20 protein-coding genes are annotated in these 17,262 nt (G+C 63.9%); 13 read left to right on the top strand and 7 right to left on the bottom strand.

What is annotated here, in order from left to right; translation table 11 throughout:
* Positions 1-41 precede the first annotated feature (41 nt).
* Genes SC1_RS00780 through SC1_RS00755 form a run of 6 tightly spaced genes read left to right on the top strand, consistent with a single transcriptional unit; the run spans position 42 to position 6,063 of the window.
* A complete protein-coding gene (locus SC1_RS00780; RefSeq protein ID WP_062176280.1) occupies positions 42-800 on the top strand; it encodes a sterol desaturase family protein in 759 nt (252 codons plus the stop codon).
* Positions 745-1,155, top strand: coding sequence for a DUF2141 domain-containing protein (locus SC1_RS00775; RefSeq protein WP_062176277.1), 411 nt, complete (start codon positions 745-747; stop codon positions 1,153-1,155). Before SC1_RS00780 ends, SC1_RS00775 begins: the two co-directional genes overlap by 56 nt.
* Positions 1,156-1,188: 33 nt before the next feature.
* Positions 1,189-2,778: an apolipoprotein N-acyltransferase gene (gene lnt / locus SC1_RS00770; protein ID WP_083435607.1), complete on the top strand. Its 1,590-nt coding sequence runs from the start codon at positions 1,189-1,191 to the stop codon at positions 2,776-2,778.
* Positions 2,779-2,828: 50 nt separating this feature from the next.
* Positions 2,829-4,049, top strand: a complete 1,221-nt coding sequence (gene metK / locus SC1_RS00765) for a methionine adenosyltransferase (RefSeq protein ID WP_062176274.1) — start codon at positions 2,829-2,831, stop codon at positions 4,047-4,049.
* Positions 4,046-5,305 (top strand): threonine synthase, encoded by a 1,260-nt coding sequence (locus SC1_RS00760; RefSeq protein ID WP_370568686.1) that lies wholly within the window; start codon positions 4,046-4,048, stop codon positions 5,303-5,305. The genes metK and SC1_RS00760 overlap by 4 nt, the downstream gene beginning before the upstream one ends.
* 44 nt (positions 5,306-5,349) lie before the next feature.
* Positions 5,350-6,063 carry a tRNA (guanosine(46)-N(7))-methyltransferase TrmB gene (locus SC1_RS00755; RefSeq protein WP_062176271.1) on the top strand — a complete coding sequence of 238 codons (714 nt, stop codon included), beginning with the start codon at positions 5,350-5,352 and terminating at the stop codon, positions 6,061-6,063.
* Between the two features lie 268 nt (positions 6,064-6,331).
* Here the strand turns inward: SC1_RS00755 and SC1_RS00750 are convergent, their stop codons facing one another.
* Positions 6,332-6,667, bottom strand: coding sequence for a hypothetical protein (locus tag SC1_RS00750; protein ID WP_062176268.1), 336 nt, complete (start codon positions 6,665-6,667; stop codon positions 6,332-6,334).
* Between the two features lie 84 nt (positions 6,668-6,751).
* Here SC1_RS00750 and SC1_RS00745 point away from each other — a divergent pair, with 84 nt between their 5' ends.
* Positions 6,752-7,675 carry a LysR family transcriptional regulator gene (locus SC1_RS00745; protein ID WP_062176265.1) on the top strand — a complete coding sequence of 308 codons (924 nt, stop codon included), beginning with the start codon at positions 6,752-6,754 and terminating at the stop codon, positions 7,673-7,675.
* A gap of 124 nt (positions 7,676-7,799) precedes the next feature.
* The gene (locus SC1_RS00740) at positions 7,800-8,567 is read left to right on the top strand and encodes a sulfite exporter TauE/SafE family protein (protein ID WP_062176261.1); all 768 of its coding nucleotides are present in this window, start codon (positions 7,800-7,802) and stop codon (positions 8,565-8,567) included.
* A 188-nt stretch (positions 8,568-8,755) separates the two neighbouring features.
* On the opposite strand, the gene SC1_RS00735 is transcribed toward SC1_RS00740, so the two are convergent.
* A complete protein-coding gene (locus tag SC1_RS00735) occupies positions 8,756-9,307 on the bottom strand; it encodes a hypothetical protein (protein ID WP_062176259.1) in 552 nt (183 codons plus the stop codon).
* Between the two features lie 191 nt (positions 9,308-9,498).
* Here SC1_RS00735 and SC1_RS00730 point away from each other — a divergent pair, with 191 nt between their 5' ends.
* Entirely contained in the window at positions 9,499-10,635 is a 1,137-nt protein-coding gene (locus tag SC1_RS00730; RefSeq protein ID WP_062176256.1) for a beta-ketoacyl-ACP synthase III, read from the top strand.
* A gap of 110 nt (positions 10,636-10,745) precedes the next feature.
* On the opposite strand, the gene SC1_RS00725 is transcribed toward SC1_RS00730, so the two are convergent.
* Genes SC1_RS00725 through hisB form a run of 5 tightly spaced genes read right to left on the bottom strand, consistent with a single transcriptional unit; the run spans position 10,746 to position 14,565 of the window.
* A complete protein-coding gene (locus SC1_RS00725; protein ID WP_062176253.1) occupies positions 10,746-11,828 on the bottom strand; it encodes a calcium:proton antiporter in 1,083 nt (360 codons plus the stop codon).
* Positions 11,829-11,876: 48 nt separating this feature from the next.
* The gene (gene hisF, locus SC1_RS00720; protein ID WP_062176250.1) at positions 11,877-12,641 is read right to left on the bottom strand and encodes an imidazole glycerol phosphate synthase subunit HisF; all 765 of its coding nucleotides are present in this window, start codon (positions 12,639-12,641) and stop codon (positions 11,877-11,879) included.
* On the bottom strand, positions 12,638-13,372 hold the full coding sequence (gene hisA, locus SC1_RS00715) for a 1-(5-phosphoribosyl)-5-[(5-phosphoribosylamino)methylideneamino]imidazole-4-carboxamide isomerase (protein ID WP_062176247.1): 735 nt from the start codon (positions 13,370-13,372) through the stop codon (positions 12,638-12,640). The genes hisF and hisA overlap by 4 nt, the downstream gene beginning before the upstream one ends.
* Positions 13,360-13,968, bottom strand: coding sequence for an imidazole glycerol phosphate synthase subunit HisH (gene hisH / locus SC1_RS00710; RefSeq protein WP_062176244.1), 609 nt, complete (start codon positions 13,966-13,968; stop codon positions 13,360-13,362). Before hisH ends, hisA begins: the two co-directional genes overlap by 13 nt.
* A gap of 9 nt (positions 13,969-13,977) precedes the next feature.
* Positions 13,978-14,565: an imidazoleglycerol-phosphate dehydratase HisB gene (gene hisB, locus SC1_RS00705; protein WP_062183263.1), complete on the bottom strand. Its 588-nt coding sequence runs from the start codon at positions 14,563-14,565 to the stop codon at positions 13,978-13,980.
* 87 nt (positions 14,566-14,652) lie between these two features.
* On the opposite strand from hisB, the gene SC1_RS00700 reads away from it, so the two are divergent.
* Genes SC1_RS00700 through SC1_RS00685 form a run of 4 tightly spaced genes read left to right on the top strand, consistent with a single transcriptional unit; the run spans position 14,653 to position 17,261 of the window.
* Positions 14,653-15,132, top strand: coding sequence for an SspB family protein (locus tag SC1_RS00700; protein WP_062176242.1), 480 nt, complete (start codon positions 14,653-14,655; stop codon positions 15,130-15,132).
* 58 nt (positions 15,133-15,190) lie between these two features.
* On the top strand, positions 15,191-15,448 hold the full coding sequence (locus tag SC1_RS00695; RefSeq protein WP_083435606.1) for a hypothetical protein: 258 nt from the start codon (positions 15,191-15,193) through the stop codon (positions 15,446-15,448).
* The gene (gene fumC / locus SC1_RS00690; RefSeq protein ID WP_062176237.1) at positions 15,445-16,842 is read left to right on the top strand and encodes a class II fumarate hydratase; all 1,398 of its coding nucleotides are present in this window, start codon (positions 15,445-15,447) and stop codon (positions 16,840-16,842) included. Before SC1_RS00695 ends, fumC begins: the two co-directional genes overlap by 4 nt.
* Before the next feature lie 50 nt (positions 16,843-16,892).
* A complete protein-coding gene (locus SC1_RS00685; protein WP_238586520.1) occupies positions 16,893-17,261 on the top strand; it encodes a hypothetical protein in 369 nt (122 codons plus the stop codon).
* Position 17,262 lies beyond the last annotated feature (1 nt).

Genomic DNA, 17,262 nt, shown 5'->3' with positions numbered 1-17,262 from the left:
AAAGCCATTGCAACGCGGCGGGGAGCGGCTAGCCTTGCGCGATGACCGGCTGGCCGATCCTTTTCTCCGCACTGGCGATGACCGCGATCGTCGGTGTGCGCTATCTCCTCACCAGTGGCGCTTTCGCCTTTGCAACGCGACTGAAGCATCCCGGCCTCTATCGCGGGCTGGAACCGCAGATGCGCCGCGAGATCAGCTGGAGCCTTTTGAGCACTGCGATTTACGGGATTCCCGCAGGTATCGTTGCATGGGGGTGGCAGGCGCATGGCTGGACGCGCATCTATACCGAAGTCGGTGCCTTTCCGCTTTGGTATCTGCCGCTTAGCCTCGTTGCCTATCTGCTGATCCACGACACATGGTTTTACTGGACGCACCGCTGGATGCATCGGCCGCGGCTGTTCCGCATCGCGCACAGCGTCCATCACCACAGCCGACCGCCGACCGCCTGGGCCGCGATGAGTTTTCATCCGCTGGAGGCGATTACAGGCGCGCTCGTCATCCCCGCACTCGTTTTTCTGATCCCGATCCATGTTGCAATGCTCGGGCTGGTCCTGGCGATCATGACAATCATGGGTGTCGGCAATCATATGGGGTGGGAAATGTTCCCGCGCGCGCTCGTCCATGGACCCGCGGGGCGATGGCTGATAACCGCAACGCATCATGAGCAGCATCATGCCGCTTACCGAGGGAATTATGGGCTCTATTTCCGCTTCTGGGACAAGGCTTGCGGCACGGATCTTGGGCTTGGCCGCTTTGACGCTGCTGACCGCCGCCGCGAGCGCCCCGCCGCCAACGGTTGAGGTCAGCGTCACCGGGTTGCGCAGCACGAAGGGGCAGGTCCTTGTCTGCCTGACCACAAATCCCAAGGCGTTTCCCGATTGCAGCAAGGACAAGTCATCGGTGCGCATGGCCGTGAAGGCGGCTGACGCTGGCGATTTCCTGATCCATGCCCCCGCGACCGGAACCTATGCAATCGCGGTCGTCCATGACGAGAACAGCAACAACAAGATGGACACAGCGATCTTCCTGCCCAAGGAAGGCTTCGGCTTTTCGCGCAACCCGACGATCACCGTCGGTCCGCCGAGCTTTAAATCGGCGAGCTTTGCGGTGACGGGGGACATGCGCCAGTCGATCAACATGAAATATATGCTCTAGTTAGCTTGGCGACGCCCGGCTAATAGAGCGCGCGTGACCGCGACCTCCTCCCGCATCGCCGCTTTCGCCGACCGCTGGCCCAAGCTTGTCGCCCTCCTGCTCGGTGCCGTTTCGGCAACGGGGTTTGCGCCGCTGGATTTCTGGCCGTTGACGCTGCTCGCACTCGCGGGTTGGATGGCACTGGTTGCGCGCAGTCCAAAGGGTTCGCGGGCGTTCGGGCTCGGCTGGGCATTCGGCGTCGGCCATTTCGTCGTCGGGCTGAACTGGATCGCCACCGCCTTCACCTATCAGGCGGCGATGCCCGCATGGCTCGGGTGGATCGCCGTCGTGCTGCTGGCACTGTATCTAGCCGTCTATCCAGCTGTCGCGGCATGGGGCGCCTGGGCAATCAAGCCCAAAGCCGATACGCATTTCGCGGCGCCCTCCTACCTTCTGGCTTTCGCAAGCCTTTGGACACTTACCGAATGGCTCCGCAGTTGGGTCTTCACGGGATTCGCATGGAACCCCCTCGGCGTGATGGCCGTCCCGCATGTCGCGGCGCCCGCTCGCTGGATCGGCACCTATGGCATGAGCGGAATCATCATCCTGCTCGCGGCCGTCCTGATATTGGCATGGTTTCATCGCCGCGTCGCAGCCGCGACTCTGCTCGGAAGTCTCGCGCTATTCTGGGGCGCGGCGTTTCTGGCGCAGACAGGCAGCGCCGCCGACGCTGCTGTCCGTTCCAAGGGAATGCAGCGCATCCCCATCACCGTCGTCCAGCCCAATGTCGGGCAGGCGGACAAGTGGGAAGGCAGCAAGGCCGACGGCAATTTCGCCAAGCTGGCGCGACTGACCACTCCAAAGAACGACACGCCGCGCCTGATCCTGTGGCCCGAGGCAGCGGTGCCCGACTATCTCGAATGGGGTTATCCGGCGGCCTATTATGATCGCTCGCCTGCCGCGGCGCGCGCGCGGCTTGTCGCGTTGATGAACCCGCAAGACGTCATGCTGCTCGGCGCGCTGAAGCTCGAACTAGATCGTGACGGCGATGTCGTCGGTGCGCGCAACGCCGTAATGACCGTTCACGCGGACGGGACGCTCGGCGCGCGTTACGACAAGGCCCATCTTGTCCCCTATGGCGAATATCTGCCGATGCGGCCGGTGCTGTCGGCGATCGGACTGTCGCGCCTTGCCCCCGGTGATATCGATTTCTGGCCAGGCCCCGGCCCGCATACGCTTGACCTCGGCGCCTTTGGCCGCGCAGGGCTGCAAATCTGCTACGAGATCATCTTCTCGGGCCAGGTCGTCGACCGTGCGCACCGCCCCGATTTCATCTTCAACCCCTCGAATGACGCCTGGTTCGGCGGCTGGGGCCCGCCGCAGCATCTGGCGCAAGCGCGGCTCCGTGCGATCGAAGAGGGACTGCCGGTCGTGCGTGCGACGCCGACGGGGATCAGCGCGGTGATCGATGCCAGCGGCCGCATCGTCGAATCGCTGCCGATGCATACGGCCGGGCGCATCGACACATTCATACCAAAGGCCCATGCGCCGACGCTCTTTGCACGCCACGGGAACGTGCTGCCGGTCGGATTTGCGTTGCTGCTGCTCGCGCTGGCCATTGCCTTTCGCCGACGCGGACGCTAACAGCACCATCACATAAAGCTTCCTTTATATCCGTTCACAGAAGGCTCTCCATGCGCAACAGCTTCCTCTTCACCTCCGAAAGCGTGTCCGAAGGACATCCCGACAAGGTGGCCGACCAGATCAGCGATTCGATCGTCGACCTGTTCCTGTCGAAGGATCCCGAAGCCCGAATCGCGTGCGAGACGCTGACCACCACCCAACTCGTCGTCCTCGCCGGTGAAATCCGCTGCAAGGGCGTGTTCGAGAATGACGAGTGGGCGCCGGGCGCGCTCGAGGAAATCGAAGCCACCGTGCGCAATACGGTGCGCGAAATCGGTTACGAGCAGGACGGTTTCCACTGGAAGACCTTCCGTTTCGAAAACAACCTCCACGGCCAGTCGGCGCATATCGCGCAGGGCGTCGATGAAAGCGGCGACAAGGACGAAGGCGCCGGCGACCAGGGCATCATGTTCGGTTATGCGTCGGACGAAACCCCCGACCTGATGCCCGCGACGCTCGATTACAGCCACAAGATTCTCGAGCGCATGGCCGCCGACCGCAAAGCGGGCACCGCCCCCTTCCTCGAACCCGACACCAAGAGCCAGGTTACGCTGCGCTATGCCAACGAGCGCCCGGTTGAGGCGACCGCAATCGTCGTTTCGACCCAGCATGCGCCGGATTATTATTTCCACAACGGCGAAGGCGACGAAGCCAAATATACCGAGCTTCGCAAATATGTGCTCGGGGTGATCGCCGACGTCCTGCCCGCCGAATTGCTCACCGCAAATACGGTCTACCACATCAATCCGACGGGACGTTTCGAGATCGGCGGCCCCGATGGCGATGCCGGCGTGACCGGCCGCAAGATCATCGTCGACACCTATGGCGGCGCCAGCCCGCACGGCGGCGGTGCCTTCAGCGGCAAGGACCCGACCAAGGTCGACCGTTCGGCTGCATATATCACGCGCTATCTGGCCAAGAACATCGTCGCCGCGGGCCTCGCGCGCCGCTGCACGATCCAGTTGAGCTATGCGATCGGCGTTGCCGAGCCGCTGTCGATCTATGTCGACCTGCACGGCACGGGGACGGTTGACGAAGGCAAGATCGAGGCGGTCATCCCGCAGCTCGTCCGCCTGACGCCCAAGGGCATCCGCACTCATCTTGGCCTCAACAAGCCGATCTACAAGCAGACCGCGGCATATGGCCATTTCGGCCGCACTGCCGAAGGCGACAGCTTCCCCTGGGAACGCACCGACCTGGTCGACAAGCTGAAGGCGGCGCTCGCAAATTGAGCCGGTCGCTGCCGCTCAACGTCAACCTGACGGCCGAGCGGCCGACCTTCGTCTCGCATCTGGAGTGCGGTCTGACCGGCGAGCGGTATGAGGCCGATGCCCTGCACGGTCTCTCGAACGCCGGGCGGCCGCTGCTCGTCCGCTATGACCTTGCCGGCGTTGCGGCGGCGATCGACAGGGCAGAAATGGCGGCGCGCCCACGCGACCTGTGGCGCTGGCGCGAGGTGCTGCCCGTGCGTCGCGCTGAAAACATCATCAGCCTTGGCGAAGCCGACACACCAGTCATCGCGCTCGACAAGGTCGCTGGGGCGGCGGGCGCGAGCGCCGGGACGCTGCTCGTCAAGGACGAGGGGCGCCTGCCCACCGGATCATTCAAGGCGCGCGGGCTGGTGATGGCGATCAGCATGGCAAAGGAGCTGGGCGTCACGAGCATCGCGATGCCGACCAACGGCAATGCCGGCGCGGCCGCTGCGGCCTACGCGACGCAGGCAGGGATCGAAGCGATAATCTTCTGCCCCGACGACACGCCCGAAATCAATGTCCGCGAAATCGCGGCGCAGGGTGCGCGCGTCTATCGCGTCAACGGGCTGATCGACGATTGCGGCAAGCTGGTGCGCGAAGGTGCTGCGGCGAACGGTTGGTTCGATCTTTCCACGCTGAAAGAGCCATACCGCATCGAAGGCAAGAAGACGATGGGCCTGGAACTCGCCGAACAGTTCGGCTGGGAACTGCCCGACGTCATTTTCTATCCGACCGGCGGCGGCACCGGCTTGATCGGCATGTGGAAAGCCTTTGCCGAATTGCAGGCGATCGGCTGGATCGCCTGCAAGTTGCCGCGCATGGTCGCGGTGCAGGCCGAGGGCTGCGCGCCGATGGTGCGTGCATGGGAAGCCGGCGAGCGTCACGCGGCGCGCTGGGAAGACGCCGCGACGATCGCCGCGGGCATCCGCGTCCCACAGGCGGTGGGCGATTTCCTGATCCTCGACGCGGTGCGCGAATCGAACGGCCGCGCAATGGCGGTCAGCGACGCTGCGATCCAGCAAGCCGTTGACGACGCCGCGCGCAGCGACGGGCTGCTGCTCTGCCCCGAAGGCGGTGCGACGCTCGCAGCATGGCGGCAGGCGCGCGCCGAGGGCTGGGTAAAGGATGGCGAGACCGCGCTGCTCTTCAATTGCGCCACCGGCCTCAAATATCCGCTGCCCGACGCATCGCAGACGCTCGACCGCCACGCGGCCATCGACTTTACGCGACTCTGACGAGCGGCTTGCCGCCGCGCAGCCTTGGGGCTAACGCGCGCGCCATGACTGCCTACAAACCCGGCGATCCGACGACGATCAACCGCCTTTATGGCCGTTCGAAAGGCAAGCCGCTGCGCGCCGGCCAGCAGGATCTCGTCGACACGCTGCTACCGCGGATCGCGGTGCCGGAAGGCGGCGAAGTTGCCGCGCAGCGTCTGTTCGGACATGAATGTCCGTTGCATTTTGAAATCGGTTTTGGCGGCGGCGAACATATGGCGGGACGCGCCGATATGCTGCCCGATCATGGGTTTATCGGGGCAGAACCGTTCATCAATGGCGTCGCCCAAGCGCTGGTCCATGTTGCTGGCGACCATGGTGCGAAGTTGCCGCTGGGTAATGTTCGCATCCATCATGGCGACGCGCTGGAGGTACTGCGACGCATTCCCGACGGCGCGCTATCCTTTGCCTATCTGCTCCATCCCGACCCCTGGCCCAAGGCGCGCCACGCCAAGCGGCGGATGATGAACGATGGCCCGCTCGACCTGATCGCCGCGAAACTCAAGCCCGGCGGCGAATTCCGTTTCGGCACCGATCACCCCATCTATCTGCAGCATGCGTTGATGGTGATGCGCCGCCACCGTCACCAGTTCGAATGGCTGGCAAAGGACGCGCGCGATTTTCAGGTTCGCCCGAACGGCTGGCCCGAAACGCGCTACGAAGCCAAGGCGCGCGCGCAGGGACATGAGGTCTGGTATTTCCGCTACCGGCGGATCTAGTCCCCGGCTTTGCTTTCTGCCGACCTCGCTTGCCGCAGTCGGTTTTCGCGCATCGCCAGCTCTTCATAACGGCATAGCGGGACCGCCTCCTTTATGGCGGCACCGGCGGGCGGCGTTTCTCGGCGCGGTTTCTTGTCCGGCATGGCGGCAGTCTACCTTGCAAACCGCGCACAAACAAATGGGGCGGCCTCGTATCGAGTGCCGCCCCAGTTTTGTGGATCCGTCGGGGAGAGAGAGGACGGTCCGGAGATTCGTGTGTCAGGCTGTCTTAGCGCGACGCCATCTGGCTGTCGGTTTCGACTTCGGCGACGCCGGCGATCTTCAGCGCGGCGCGGAACTGCTTGGCAGCGGCGCGTTCATTGCCTGCTTCGCACAGCTTCTTGCCGGTCGAAACAAAGCGCTTTGCGCTTGACTGCTTGCCACCTTCGACGCCGCTGGCGGCGACATGGGCCTGTTCGGCCAGACCGGCGCAGCGATAATCGCTACCCGACTGGGCATAGGCGGGGCTGGCGGTTGCCATCAGGCCGGTGAACGCGAGAGCCGAAGCGGCGACGATCGCGAAAGCGGCAGGAAAGCGGCGATAAGAGGAGAGCTGATAGGCCATGGGAGAGGTTTCCTTTCGTTTCGTTGTGCAACCTTTTTAGTCGCGGTTGCGCACATAGATAATCCTCTATAATCTGCAAGTGCTTTGAAGCAGGATTTAACAATCCCTCATGGGGCGCTCGACGGGATCGAAGCCTTCCTCCGCGTCGCGGAAAGGCGCAGCTTTTCGGCCGCTGCTGCCGACCTCGGCGTCTCGCCTTCCGCGATCAGCCAAACCGTGAAGGCTCTCGAAGCGCGCGTCGGCGCGCCCTTGTTCATGCGCACCACACGCAGCGTCGGGCTGACGCAGGCAGGCGAAATGTTCCTCGAACGCGCGGCGCCCGCCTATACGGGGCTTGCCGACGCCTATGAGGCGGCACGCAATCTGGGCAACCGGCCCGCGGGGCGCCTGCGGATCAACCTGATGCGCGGCGCGGTCCAACCGTTGTTCGAGCCGATCATCGCCGGCTTCTGCGAAACCTATCCCGATATCGAACTCGAAATCTATGCCGACGATGCGCTTTCCGACCTGAGCGCAGGCGGCTTCGACGCGGGGGTTCGGATGGGCGAATCGCTCGATGCCGATGTGATCGCGGTGCGCCTGACCGGCCCGTTCCGGTTCGTCGTCGCTGCAACGCCCGGATATCTGGAAAAGCACGGCCGCCCTGAAACGCCCGAGGCATTGCGCGACCATCGCTGCATCCGTTTCCGCCTGGCAACCGGCGCGCTGATGCCGTGGACGTTCGAGAAGGGGAACCGCGAATATGATGTCGGCGTCACCGGCCCGGTAATCGTCAACGACTGGATCGCGGCGCTCGTGGCGATCCGCACCGGCGTCGCGATGGGGATGATGGCCGAGCCGATGGCGAAGGCGATGGTGCAAACGGGCGAACTCGAACTTGTGCTCACCGATTATGCCGCCGCGACGTCCGGCCTCTTTCTCTATTATCCCGGCCGCAAGCAGGTGATGCCCAAACTTCGCGCCTTTATCGATTATGTGCGCGAATATCTGCCCGACGATCTCGGCTGACGGGGATTCGGAGAGGTTCGATGGGCGCGCAAACAAATCCCTTTGCCGCGAGCAGAAAAATTGGGCTGGCGCCTGCATCAGAATCCCGGCAGCAGGTTCTCAATTAAAAGGGTTGGGATGATATATGACTGAACTTGCGGCCATCGACTTTAGCGCGCTCCTGCCGTTCATCCTGATCGGCTTCGCCGCGCAGTTGGTCGACGGCGCGCTCGGCATGGCGTTCGGCGTCATCTGTAACACCCTGCTGGTGGCAGTACTGGGCGTCCCGCCCGCCACCGCATCGGCGCGCATCCATGTCGTCGAAATCTTCACGACCGGCGCGTCGGGGCTCAGCCATCTGTTCCATCGCAATATCGACTGGCCGCTGTTCTGGCGCCTGCTTATTCCGGGAGTCGTCGGTGGCGTGCTCGGCGCCTATGTCCTGACCTCGCTCCACGCCGATGTGGTGAAGCCCTTCGTGCTCGGCTATCTGGTGCTGATCGGCGTGTGGCTGCTCGTGCGCGGGCTCCTTTATCCGCCCAAGATCGCAAAGCCCAAGGTCGTCGCGCCGCTGGCGGTGGTCGGCGGCTTTCTCGACGCCGCCGGCGGCGGCGGCTGGGGACCGGTCGTAACATCGAATCTGCTCGTCCAGGGCGGCGAACCGCGCAAGGTTGTCGGCACGGTCAACAGCGTCGAATTCTTCCTCGCCGTGTCGGTGTCGATCGCCTTCATCTGGAATCTGGGCTTCGAAGAGATTCTGGGGCCGACGCTGGGCCTGATCATCGGCGGCGTCGCCGCGGCACCGCTGGGCGCAATGATGGCCAAGCGCTTCTCGCCCAAGGTGATGCTGGTGATGGTCGGGATCGTGCTGACCGCGACCAGCGCCTTCGGCCTTTACCGCGCGGTGTTTTAATTTCGGCTTGAAGGCGGGATTCGAGCGGTCGCGGACCATTCCATTCTCGTCACCCCGGACTTGACCCGGGGTTCCCGCTCGATGCCGAAACGGTAGATGCGCAAAGAAGCGGGATCCCGGGTCAAGTCCGGGATGACGGAAGTGGATGACTGAACGTCAGTTCTCCACCCCCCCCCAAACCTTCCCACTCAATTCGCCGGCTTGGTCTCGTCGATCTTGTCGACCCATTCGGGAAAGAAGCTCGGTTCGCGAGCCGACCAGCCAGGCGCCGTCGCAGCGGCTTCGCTGATCGACTGGAGCAATATCTTGCGCTTGTCGGGATGCAGGTGCGGCAGCGACGCCGCGGCGCAAAAGGCACCGGGCAGCCACGGCCGCGCATGCGCGCCGAGCAGTCGTTCATAGAGGAAACGATAGGGCGCGAATGCGTGGAGCCTGTCCTGTCCGAGGTCGAAGGCCGAGACCGCGATCAGCGGCGCCATGAAATGTTCGAGCGCGTCGAGCCCGCTGTCGTCGGGAATATGCGCGCGGATTTCGTGCAAGCGCTGATAGACGCGCGCCTGAACGCGGATCGCGGTTTCCTCCACCATGTCGCGCGACCAGCGCGCGATCGCATCGTCGCGTTCAAGCCCGATATCGAGCGAACGGCGGATGTATCGCTGGGTCGATGCGGGAAAGCCCGCAAATTCTTTGATCTCGGAAAGGGACAGGTCGCCTGCGGCCGGTCCTGAACGCGTCGCCATGGTCATGCTCCCGCTCGGCACCCGGGGAGCCATCCCCCCGGAGGCCTGCATCAAACAATTTGCCACCAAAATGGTTAGTGGCGGGTTAACCATGAAGTTAGCGATCGTTCAGCCAATGTTGAGGGCGTTGCGTAGCGCCGCGACCGGGCTTAATCAGCGTGTCTTGAAACCATAAGACACGCAGGGCCACCATGTCGCACACACCGCAGCCGGTCATTTCCGCAACCGGCCTTTTCACCCCCGCCGAACGCATCTCCAACGAAGAACTTGTTGAGAGTTTTAACCGGTATGTTGCGCTGCACAATAGGGAAAATGCAGCCGCCATTGCGGCTGGCGAAATTGCCGAACTCGCTGAATCGAGCGTGGAATTCATCGAGAAGGCCAGCGGGATCGGGTCGCGTTTCGTCGTCGACAAGGCGGGTATATTGGACCCCGAACATATGGCGCCGCGCATTGCTGAGCGGAGCAACGACGAATTGTCGATCCTCGCCGAAATCGGCGTCCTTGCGGCAAAGGACGCGCTCGCACGCGCCGGCCGCGACGCGGGACAAGTCGATGCCGTGCTGTGCGCCGCGTCGAACATGCAGCGCCCCTATCCGGCGATGGCGGTCGAGATTCAGGACGCGCTCGGCATCGACGGGTTCGGTTTCGACATGAATGTCGCCTGCTCTTCGGCGACCTTCGGCATCCAGACCGCCGCCGACTATATCCGCGCCGGCCACGCAAGGAGCGTGCTCGTCGTGAACCCCGAAATCTGTTCGGGGCACCTTAATTGGCGCGACCGCGACAGCCACTTCATCTTCGGCGACGTCGCGACCGCGATCCTCGTCGAGGACAAGGATATCGCACCCGCCGGGCACTGGGATATCCTCGGCACCAAGCTCAAGACGCAATTCTCGAACAATATCCGCAACAATTTCGGTTTCCTCAACCGGGGCCATGGCGGGATCGACCAGTCGGGCCCGAAGAGCGACAAGCTTTTCGTCCAGGAAGGCCGCAAGGTGTTCAAGGAAGTCGTGCCATGGGTCGCGAACCTGATCGTCGAGCAGATGGAGGTACTGAACCTCGAAGGCGGCGATATGCGCCGGCTATGGCTGCATCAGGCGAACACCAATATGAACCGGCTGATCGCGCAGCGTGTGCTGGGGCATGAAGCCAGTGAGGACGAAAGTCCGACGGTGCTCGACACCTATGGCAATACGTCGAGTGCGGGGTCGATCATCGCTTTCCACCTGAATCACGAGGATATGGTGGCGGGGGACACGGGGCTGATCTGCTCATTCGGCGCGGGGTATAGCGCCGGGACGGTATTCGTCCGCAAGACCTGAGGATCGTCTCTTTCGGCTCGTCATTGCAAGCGGCAATCCAGGGCGGACATAAACCACTCTGGATTGCGTCGCGACGGTCGCAATGACGGATAGATATTCAAAGTCCGCGGTTACGGTACGAAGGTCGTGAACAGGTAGATCGCGAACAGCATCAGGTGGATGACCCCCTGCAGCACCGTGGTGCGGCCATTCGCCAGCGTCTGCGACGCGACGATCAGCGACAGGAACAGCAGCACCGCCGACTTGGCATCGAGCCCGAGGCTGATCGGCATGTCGGTCATGATCGACAGGATCGCCACCGCGGGAATGGTGAGGCCGATGGTGGCGAGAGCCGATCCGAGTGCGAGGTTGAGGCTGGTCTGGAGCCGGTCGGCTTTCGCCGCACGGACGGCTGCGAGCCCTTCGGGTGCGAGGATCAACGCCGCGATCAGCACACCGAGCACCGCGGGCGGCGCCCCCCAGTCGGCGAGAAGCGCGCCCATGATCGGCGACAGATTTTTCGCGAGCAGCACGACCGCGAACAGGCTCGCGAGCAGGAGCGCGCCCGAAATCGCCGTGCGCTGGATGCTCGGCGGCGCGGCGTGCGCGTCGGGCTCGTCATGCGCTTCGCCATCGGGAAGGAAATAATCGCGATGCCGGACCGTCTGGACCAGCGCGAAGGTCGCATAGAGGATCAGCGAAACCGCCGCGACGAAGCCGAGCTGCGTCGCCGAATAGAAAGGCCCCGGCACACTCGAAGTAAAATTGGGCAGCACCAGCGTCACAACGGTCAGCACGGTCAGCGTCGCGAGCGCGGCGCCGATGCCGGTGCGCTGGAATCTTTGTTCGTGGTGGCGGATCGCGCCGCTCAGCAAGCAAAGCCCCATCAGGAGGTTGAGAATCACCATCACCGCGGCGAACACCGTGTCGCGCGCCAGCGTCTGCGCCTTTTCGGGTTCGGCCTGCATCAGCGTCAGGATCAGCCCGACCTCGATCACCGTCACCGCGAGCGCAAGGATCAGCGTTCCGAACGGCTCGCCGACGCGGTGCGCGATCACTTCGGCATGGTGGACAGCCGCAACGACGGCGCCCGCGAGGATGAACGCGACCAGCCATGCGTTGAGCGGCATCGCGAAGCTCGCCATCGCGGCAAGGAAACCCAGAACCGGGAAGATGTCGTTGGTGCGGTCGGCGATACGAAGTTTCGAGGTCATAGGCTTCTATTGCAGCCCCCTCCCCGCATGACTACCCCGTTGCAGGATTTAATGCGCGCGGACGGGCAATCCCGCAGCGGCAAGCCGGGCATGCGCCTCTGCCACCGTCGCTTCTCCGAAGTGAAAGATGCTGGCGGCGAGCACCGCGCTTGCGCCGCCTTCGAGCACGCCCGCGACGAGATGGTCGAGATTGCCGACGCCGCCCGATGCGATCACCGGCACGCTGACCGCATCGGCGATCGCGCGGGTGAGGGCCAGGTCGTAGCCATCCTTCGTACCGTCGCGGTCCATGCTGGTGACGAGCAATTCGCCCGCGCCGAGTTCGGCAAGCCGGATCGCGTGCTCCAGCGCATCGATGCCCGTCGGCTTGCGCCCGCCGTGAGTGAAGATTTCCCAGCGCCCCTCTTCGACGCGGCGGGCGTCGATGCTGCCGACCGCGCACTGGCTGCCGAAACGGTCGGCGATATCGGCAACGAGTTCGGGCCGCGCGACGGCGGCGCTGTTCACCGCGACCTTGTCGGCGCCCGCAAGCAGCAACGCGCGCGCATCGTCGGCGCTGCGGACCCCACCGCCTACGGTCAGCGGCATGAAGCAGACCTCGGCGGTGCGGCCGACCATGTCGAGCAAAGTGCCGCGCCCCTGATGGCTGGCGCTGATATCAAGGAAACAAAGCTCGTCGGCGCCTGCGGCGTCATAAGCACGCGCCGCCTCGACCGGATCGCCCGCGTCGCGCAGATCGACGAAATTGACCCCCTTCACGACGCGCCCGTCAGCGACGTCGAGGCAGGGGATGACGCGGACGCGGACGGTCACGCCGCCCCCGCCGCAATCGCTTCGGCAAGATCGAGCCGGCCATCATAGAGCGCGCGGCCAGTGATGACACCTTCGATGCCGTTTGCGACATGCGGGCGGAGCGCGTGGATGTCGTTGATATCCGCGACGCCGCCCGACGCGATCACCGGAATGGCGACCGTCTTGGCGAGCGCGACCGTTGCGTCGACATTGCAACCCTTGAGCAGCCCGTCGCGCCCGACGTCGGTGAAGAGCAACGCCGAGACGCCGGCGTCCTCGAAGCGGCGCGCGAGGTCTTCCACGCGAACGTCCGAGACATCGGCCCAGCCCTCGGTCGCGACCATTCCGTCGCGGGCGTCGACGCCTACGACGATCCGGCCGGGCAGGTCGCGCGCAGCCGACTTCACGAATTCGGGATCCTTGAGCGCCGCGGTGCCGATGATCACGCGCTCGACGCCGAGCGCGAGCCAGCGATCGACACCGGCACGGTCGCGGATACCGCCGCCGACCTGCACCTTGCCCGGAAACGCCGCAACGATGCTCTCGACCGCGCCGCCGTTGATGCTTTCACCCGCAAACGCGCCGTCGAGATCGACGACATGGAGATGCGAGGCGCCCGCGTCGGCGAAGAGGCGGGCCTGCGCCGCGGGATCGTCGCCATAGACGGTCGCGCGCGCCATATCGCCCTCGGCCAGCCGCACCACCTGTCCGCCCTTGAGGTCGATCGCGGGGAAGATGGTCAGGGCCGCCATGCAAGGAATCTCTCTAGCGTTGCGAGGCCATAGGCCTGGCTTTTTTCAGGATGATATTGGACGCCCACGATATTGTCCTTTGCCACGGCGGCAACGAAGTTTGCGCCATGGCTGCTGGTGGCGGCGACATCGACCGCCTCGGCGAAATGATAGCCGTGGAGATAATAGGCTTCACCCGCCGCGATCACCGGATGCGCGAAGGCAGGCACGACGTCGTTCCAGCCCATGTGCGGGATGCGCAGGCCGGGCGCGGGGTCAAATGCGCGGACGGTGCCGGAAATCCAGCCGAGCCCCTTGTGCGTACCGTGCTCTTCGCCCGCGTCGGCGAGCAATTGCATGCCGACGCAGATGCCGAGGAAGGGAGCGCCCTCGCCGCGCACCCGCCTCTCCATGGCATCGACCAGCCCGTCGATCGCCGAAAGCCCGTTCATGCATGCGGCGAACGCGCCCACGCCGGGCAGCACGATACGATCGGCCTTCGACACGACGTCTGGATCGGCAGTCACGGCAACATTGTCCGCGCCGGCCGCGACGAGCGCATTATGCACCGAGCGAAGATTGCCCGCGCCATAGTCGATCAGGGCAATGATGCTCATTGGCTGGTCCTAGAGGACCCCTTTGGTCGAGGGGATCGCATCGCCCTTGCGCGGGTCGATCTCGACTGCCTGGCGCAACGCGCGCGCGAGTGCCTTGTACATGCTTTCGGCGATGTGATGGTTATTCTCGCCATACAGCATCTCGATGTGCAGCGTGATCCCGGCGGTTTGCGCAAAGCTGTGGAACCAGTGCGGGAACATCTCGGTGTCCATCTCGCCGAGCCGCGGCTGCGAGAAGCTGGATTTATAGACGCAATGCGGGCGCCCCGAAATGTCGAGGACGCAGCGCGTCAGCGTCTCGTCCATCGGCGCATGCGCCTCGCCGTAACGGGCGATGCCCCGTTTGTCGCCGAGCGCCTTCGCGACGGCTTCGCCGAGCGCGAGCGCGCTATCCTCGACCGTATGATGCTGGTCGATATGCAGGTCGCCCTTTACCTGCATCGAGATGTCGATCAGTGAATGGCGCGACAATTGCTCGACCATATGGTCGAGAAAACCGATGCCGGTGGACACCGAATATTCGCCCGTTCCGTCAAGATTGACGGCGATCGCGATATCCGTTTCCTTGGTCGTGCGCTGGACGGTGGCGGTTCGCATGGGATGCCCCATAGCAGCGACTTTTCGCGTTGCAAGGTAACTCTCCCCCCTTGACCGGCGTGCGGCGCGCGTTCATCCCCTCGCCCCATGAGTGACGATGTACGCGACAGCCTGATTCCCTATGACGAAATCGTGCAGGACGCGCTGCGCGCCGTGGTCGGCCGCGTGCTTAGCCAGATCGTCGGCTATGACAGCCTGCCCGGCGAACATCATTTCTATATCACCTTCAAGACGCAGGCCCCCGGAGTCGATATTCCGGCCCATCTGATCGCCAAATTTCCCGACGAAATGACGATCGTCCTCCAAAATCGCTTCTGGGACCTGAAGGTCGAGGACGATCATTTCAGCGTCGGCCTGTCTTTCAACCAGACACCGTCGATCCTGACGATCCCCTATGCGTCGATCACCGCTTTCGTCGACCCGTCGGTCGATTTCGGACTGCAGTTCCAGGTCAGCGACGACGAAACCCAACCCGAACCGCATGACGAAGCCGACAATGATCGCCCCGAGGTCACGACCGAGGACGGATCGAATGTCGTGACGGTGGATTTCGGCAAGAAGCGCTAAAGTGCCAGGCCCCGCCTGGCCCCCCAGCCGTTTCTGGCAATTTTGGGCAATCGCGGGAATGCTCGTCCTGACCGGCGCCTTTTGGTGGGGGGTCGAGGGCTATACCCTGTTCCAGAATAATTATGCGCGCGGACAGGTTGCCGACGGGCTGCTGCGCTTTAGCTTGCTGGTGCTGACCCCGGCGCTGATCCTTGTCTGGCTTGCCGCCGGATGGCTGCGCCGCCGCGTCGGCGAAACGGGATATTGGCAATTGCTTGGCCTCGTCGCGATGATCTGGGCCGGGGCGATTTTGGTGACAAGGATGCTGGTGGCATGAGCGAAACGCGGACTGAAAGCGACAGTATCGGCGAGATCGAAGTCGCGGCGGATGTCTATTGGGGGGCGCAGACCGAGCGCAGCCGCCACAATTTCGCTTTCCCGCCGCATGAGCGGATGCCGCTTCCGATCGTCCACGCACTCGCGCGGATCAAGGGCGCGGCGGCGCGCGTCAATCGCAACCATGGCCTTGATGCAGGGCTTGCCGAAGCAATTGCCGCGGCCGCCGATGCCGTGGTCGCGGGTGACTATGACGACCAATTCCCGCTCGCGATCTGGCAGACGGGTAGCGGCACCCAGTCGAACATGAACGCGAACGAGGTGATCGCCGGCATCGCCAACGAAAAGCTGGCGGGCACGCGCGGCGGCAAATCGCCCGTTCACCCCAATGACCATGTGAACATGGGCCAGTCGTCGAACGACAGCTTTCCGACCGCGCTGCACGTCGCGGTCGCGGTCGAAACGACGGCAGGACTGCTGCCGTCGCTGATCGCCCTCACCGATGCGCTCGAAAGCAAAGCGCGAGCGTGGGGTGATATCGTCAAGATCGGCCGCACCCATTTGCAGGACGCGACCCCGCTGACGCTGGGGCAAGAATTTTCGGGCTATGTCGCGCAGCTGATCGCGTGCCGCGCGCGGATCGATGCGGCACTTGCGCATAATATCTGCAAGCTCGCACAGGGCGGTACCGCGGTCGGCACCGGCCTAAATGCGCCCGCGGGTTTCGACGTCGCGATGGCCGAGGACCTGTCGAAGAACAGCGGAATCGCGTTCGAACCGGCACAGAATAAATTCGAGGCGCTGGCATCGAACGACGGCCTCGTCTTTTTCTCGGGCGCGCTGAACACGCTCGCCGTCGCGCTGACCAAGATCGCGAACGATATCCGCCTGCTCGGATCGGGTCCGCGCGCGGGTCTAGGCGAGCTCGACTTGTCCGCGAACGAGCCAGGCAGCTCGATCATGCCGGGCAAGGTCAATCCGACGCAGTGCGAGATGCTGACGATGGTCGCGGCGCAAGTCATCGGCAACCATCAGGCCGTTACGGTCGGTGGGCTCCAGGGCCATCTCGAACTCAATGTCTTCAAGCCGCTGATCGGGTCGAATGTCTTACGCTCGATCGAATTGCTTAGCATCGGCATGGCGGGCTTTACCGAGCATTGCGTCGTCGGGATCGAACCCAATCTCGCGCGCATCGACGAGTTGATGAATCGCTCACTAATGCTCGTGACGGCACTTGCCCCCGAGATCGGCTATGACAAGGCGGCCAAGATTGCGAAGCACGCGCATGAGACGGGCAGCACCTTGAAGGAAGCCGCGCTCGACCTCGGCTATGTCGATGCCTCGACCTTCGATCGCGTGGTCGATCCGCGCACGATGCTGGGGCCCGACAACTGAAGGAACCCGTGGGGCCTTCCGGGGATTGAAGAGGGGAAGGAGAGATGAAGATGATCGGTCGCATCGTAGGCGGCGTTCTCGGCAGCGCCATCGGACGCCAGAATGGCAATCATTCCGTCGCGGGTGCCGTGATCGGCGCGGGCACGCTGTTCGCGGCGCGGCGGCTGTTCCCGCAGCGCTACGCGGTACTCGCGGCGACCGTCGCAGGCGCCTATCTCACCAAAAAATGGGCCGAACGCGCTGAAGCGCGCAAGGCGGCCGAAGAGGCGCATGCGCTCGATCCCGCGCTGGCGAATGCGGGTGTCGTCGACACCTATGCGGGAACCGCCAACGTCCCGACCGACGGGCAGACGATGGGCGATGCGCTGCCGCCCGCGATCCCGCTCGACGCGAACGGGCGCAGCGGCGCGCTTCATTGAA

This window comes from Sphingopyxis sp. C-1 (assembly GCF_001047015.1).
Classification (GTDB): Bacteria; Pseudomonadota; Alphaproteobacteria; order Sphingomonadales; family Sphingomonadaceae; genus Sphingopyxis.
The sequence above is the reverse complement of the archived record's forward strand: the minus strand, read 5'-3'. Positions and strand labels throughout refer to the sequence as shown.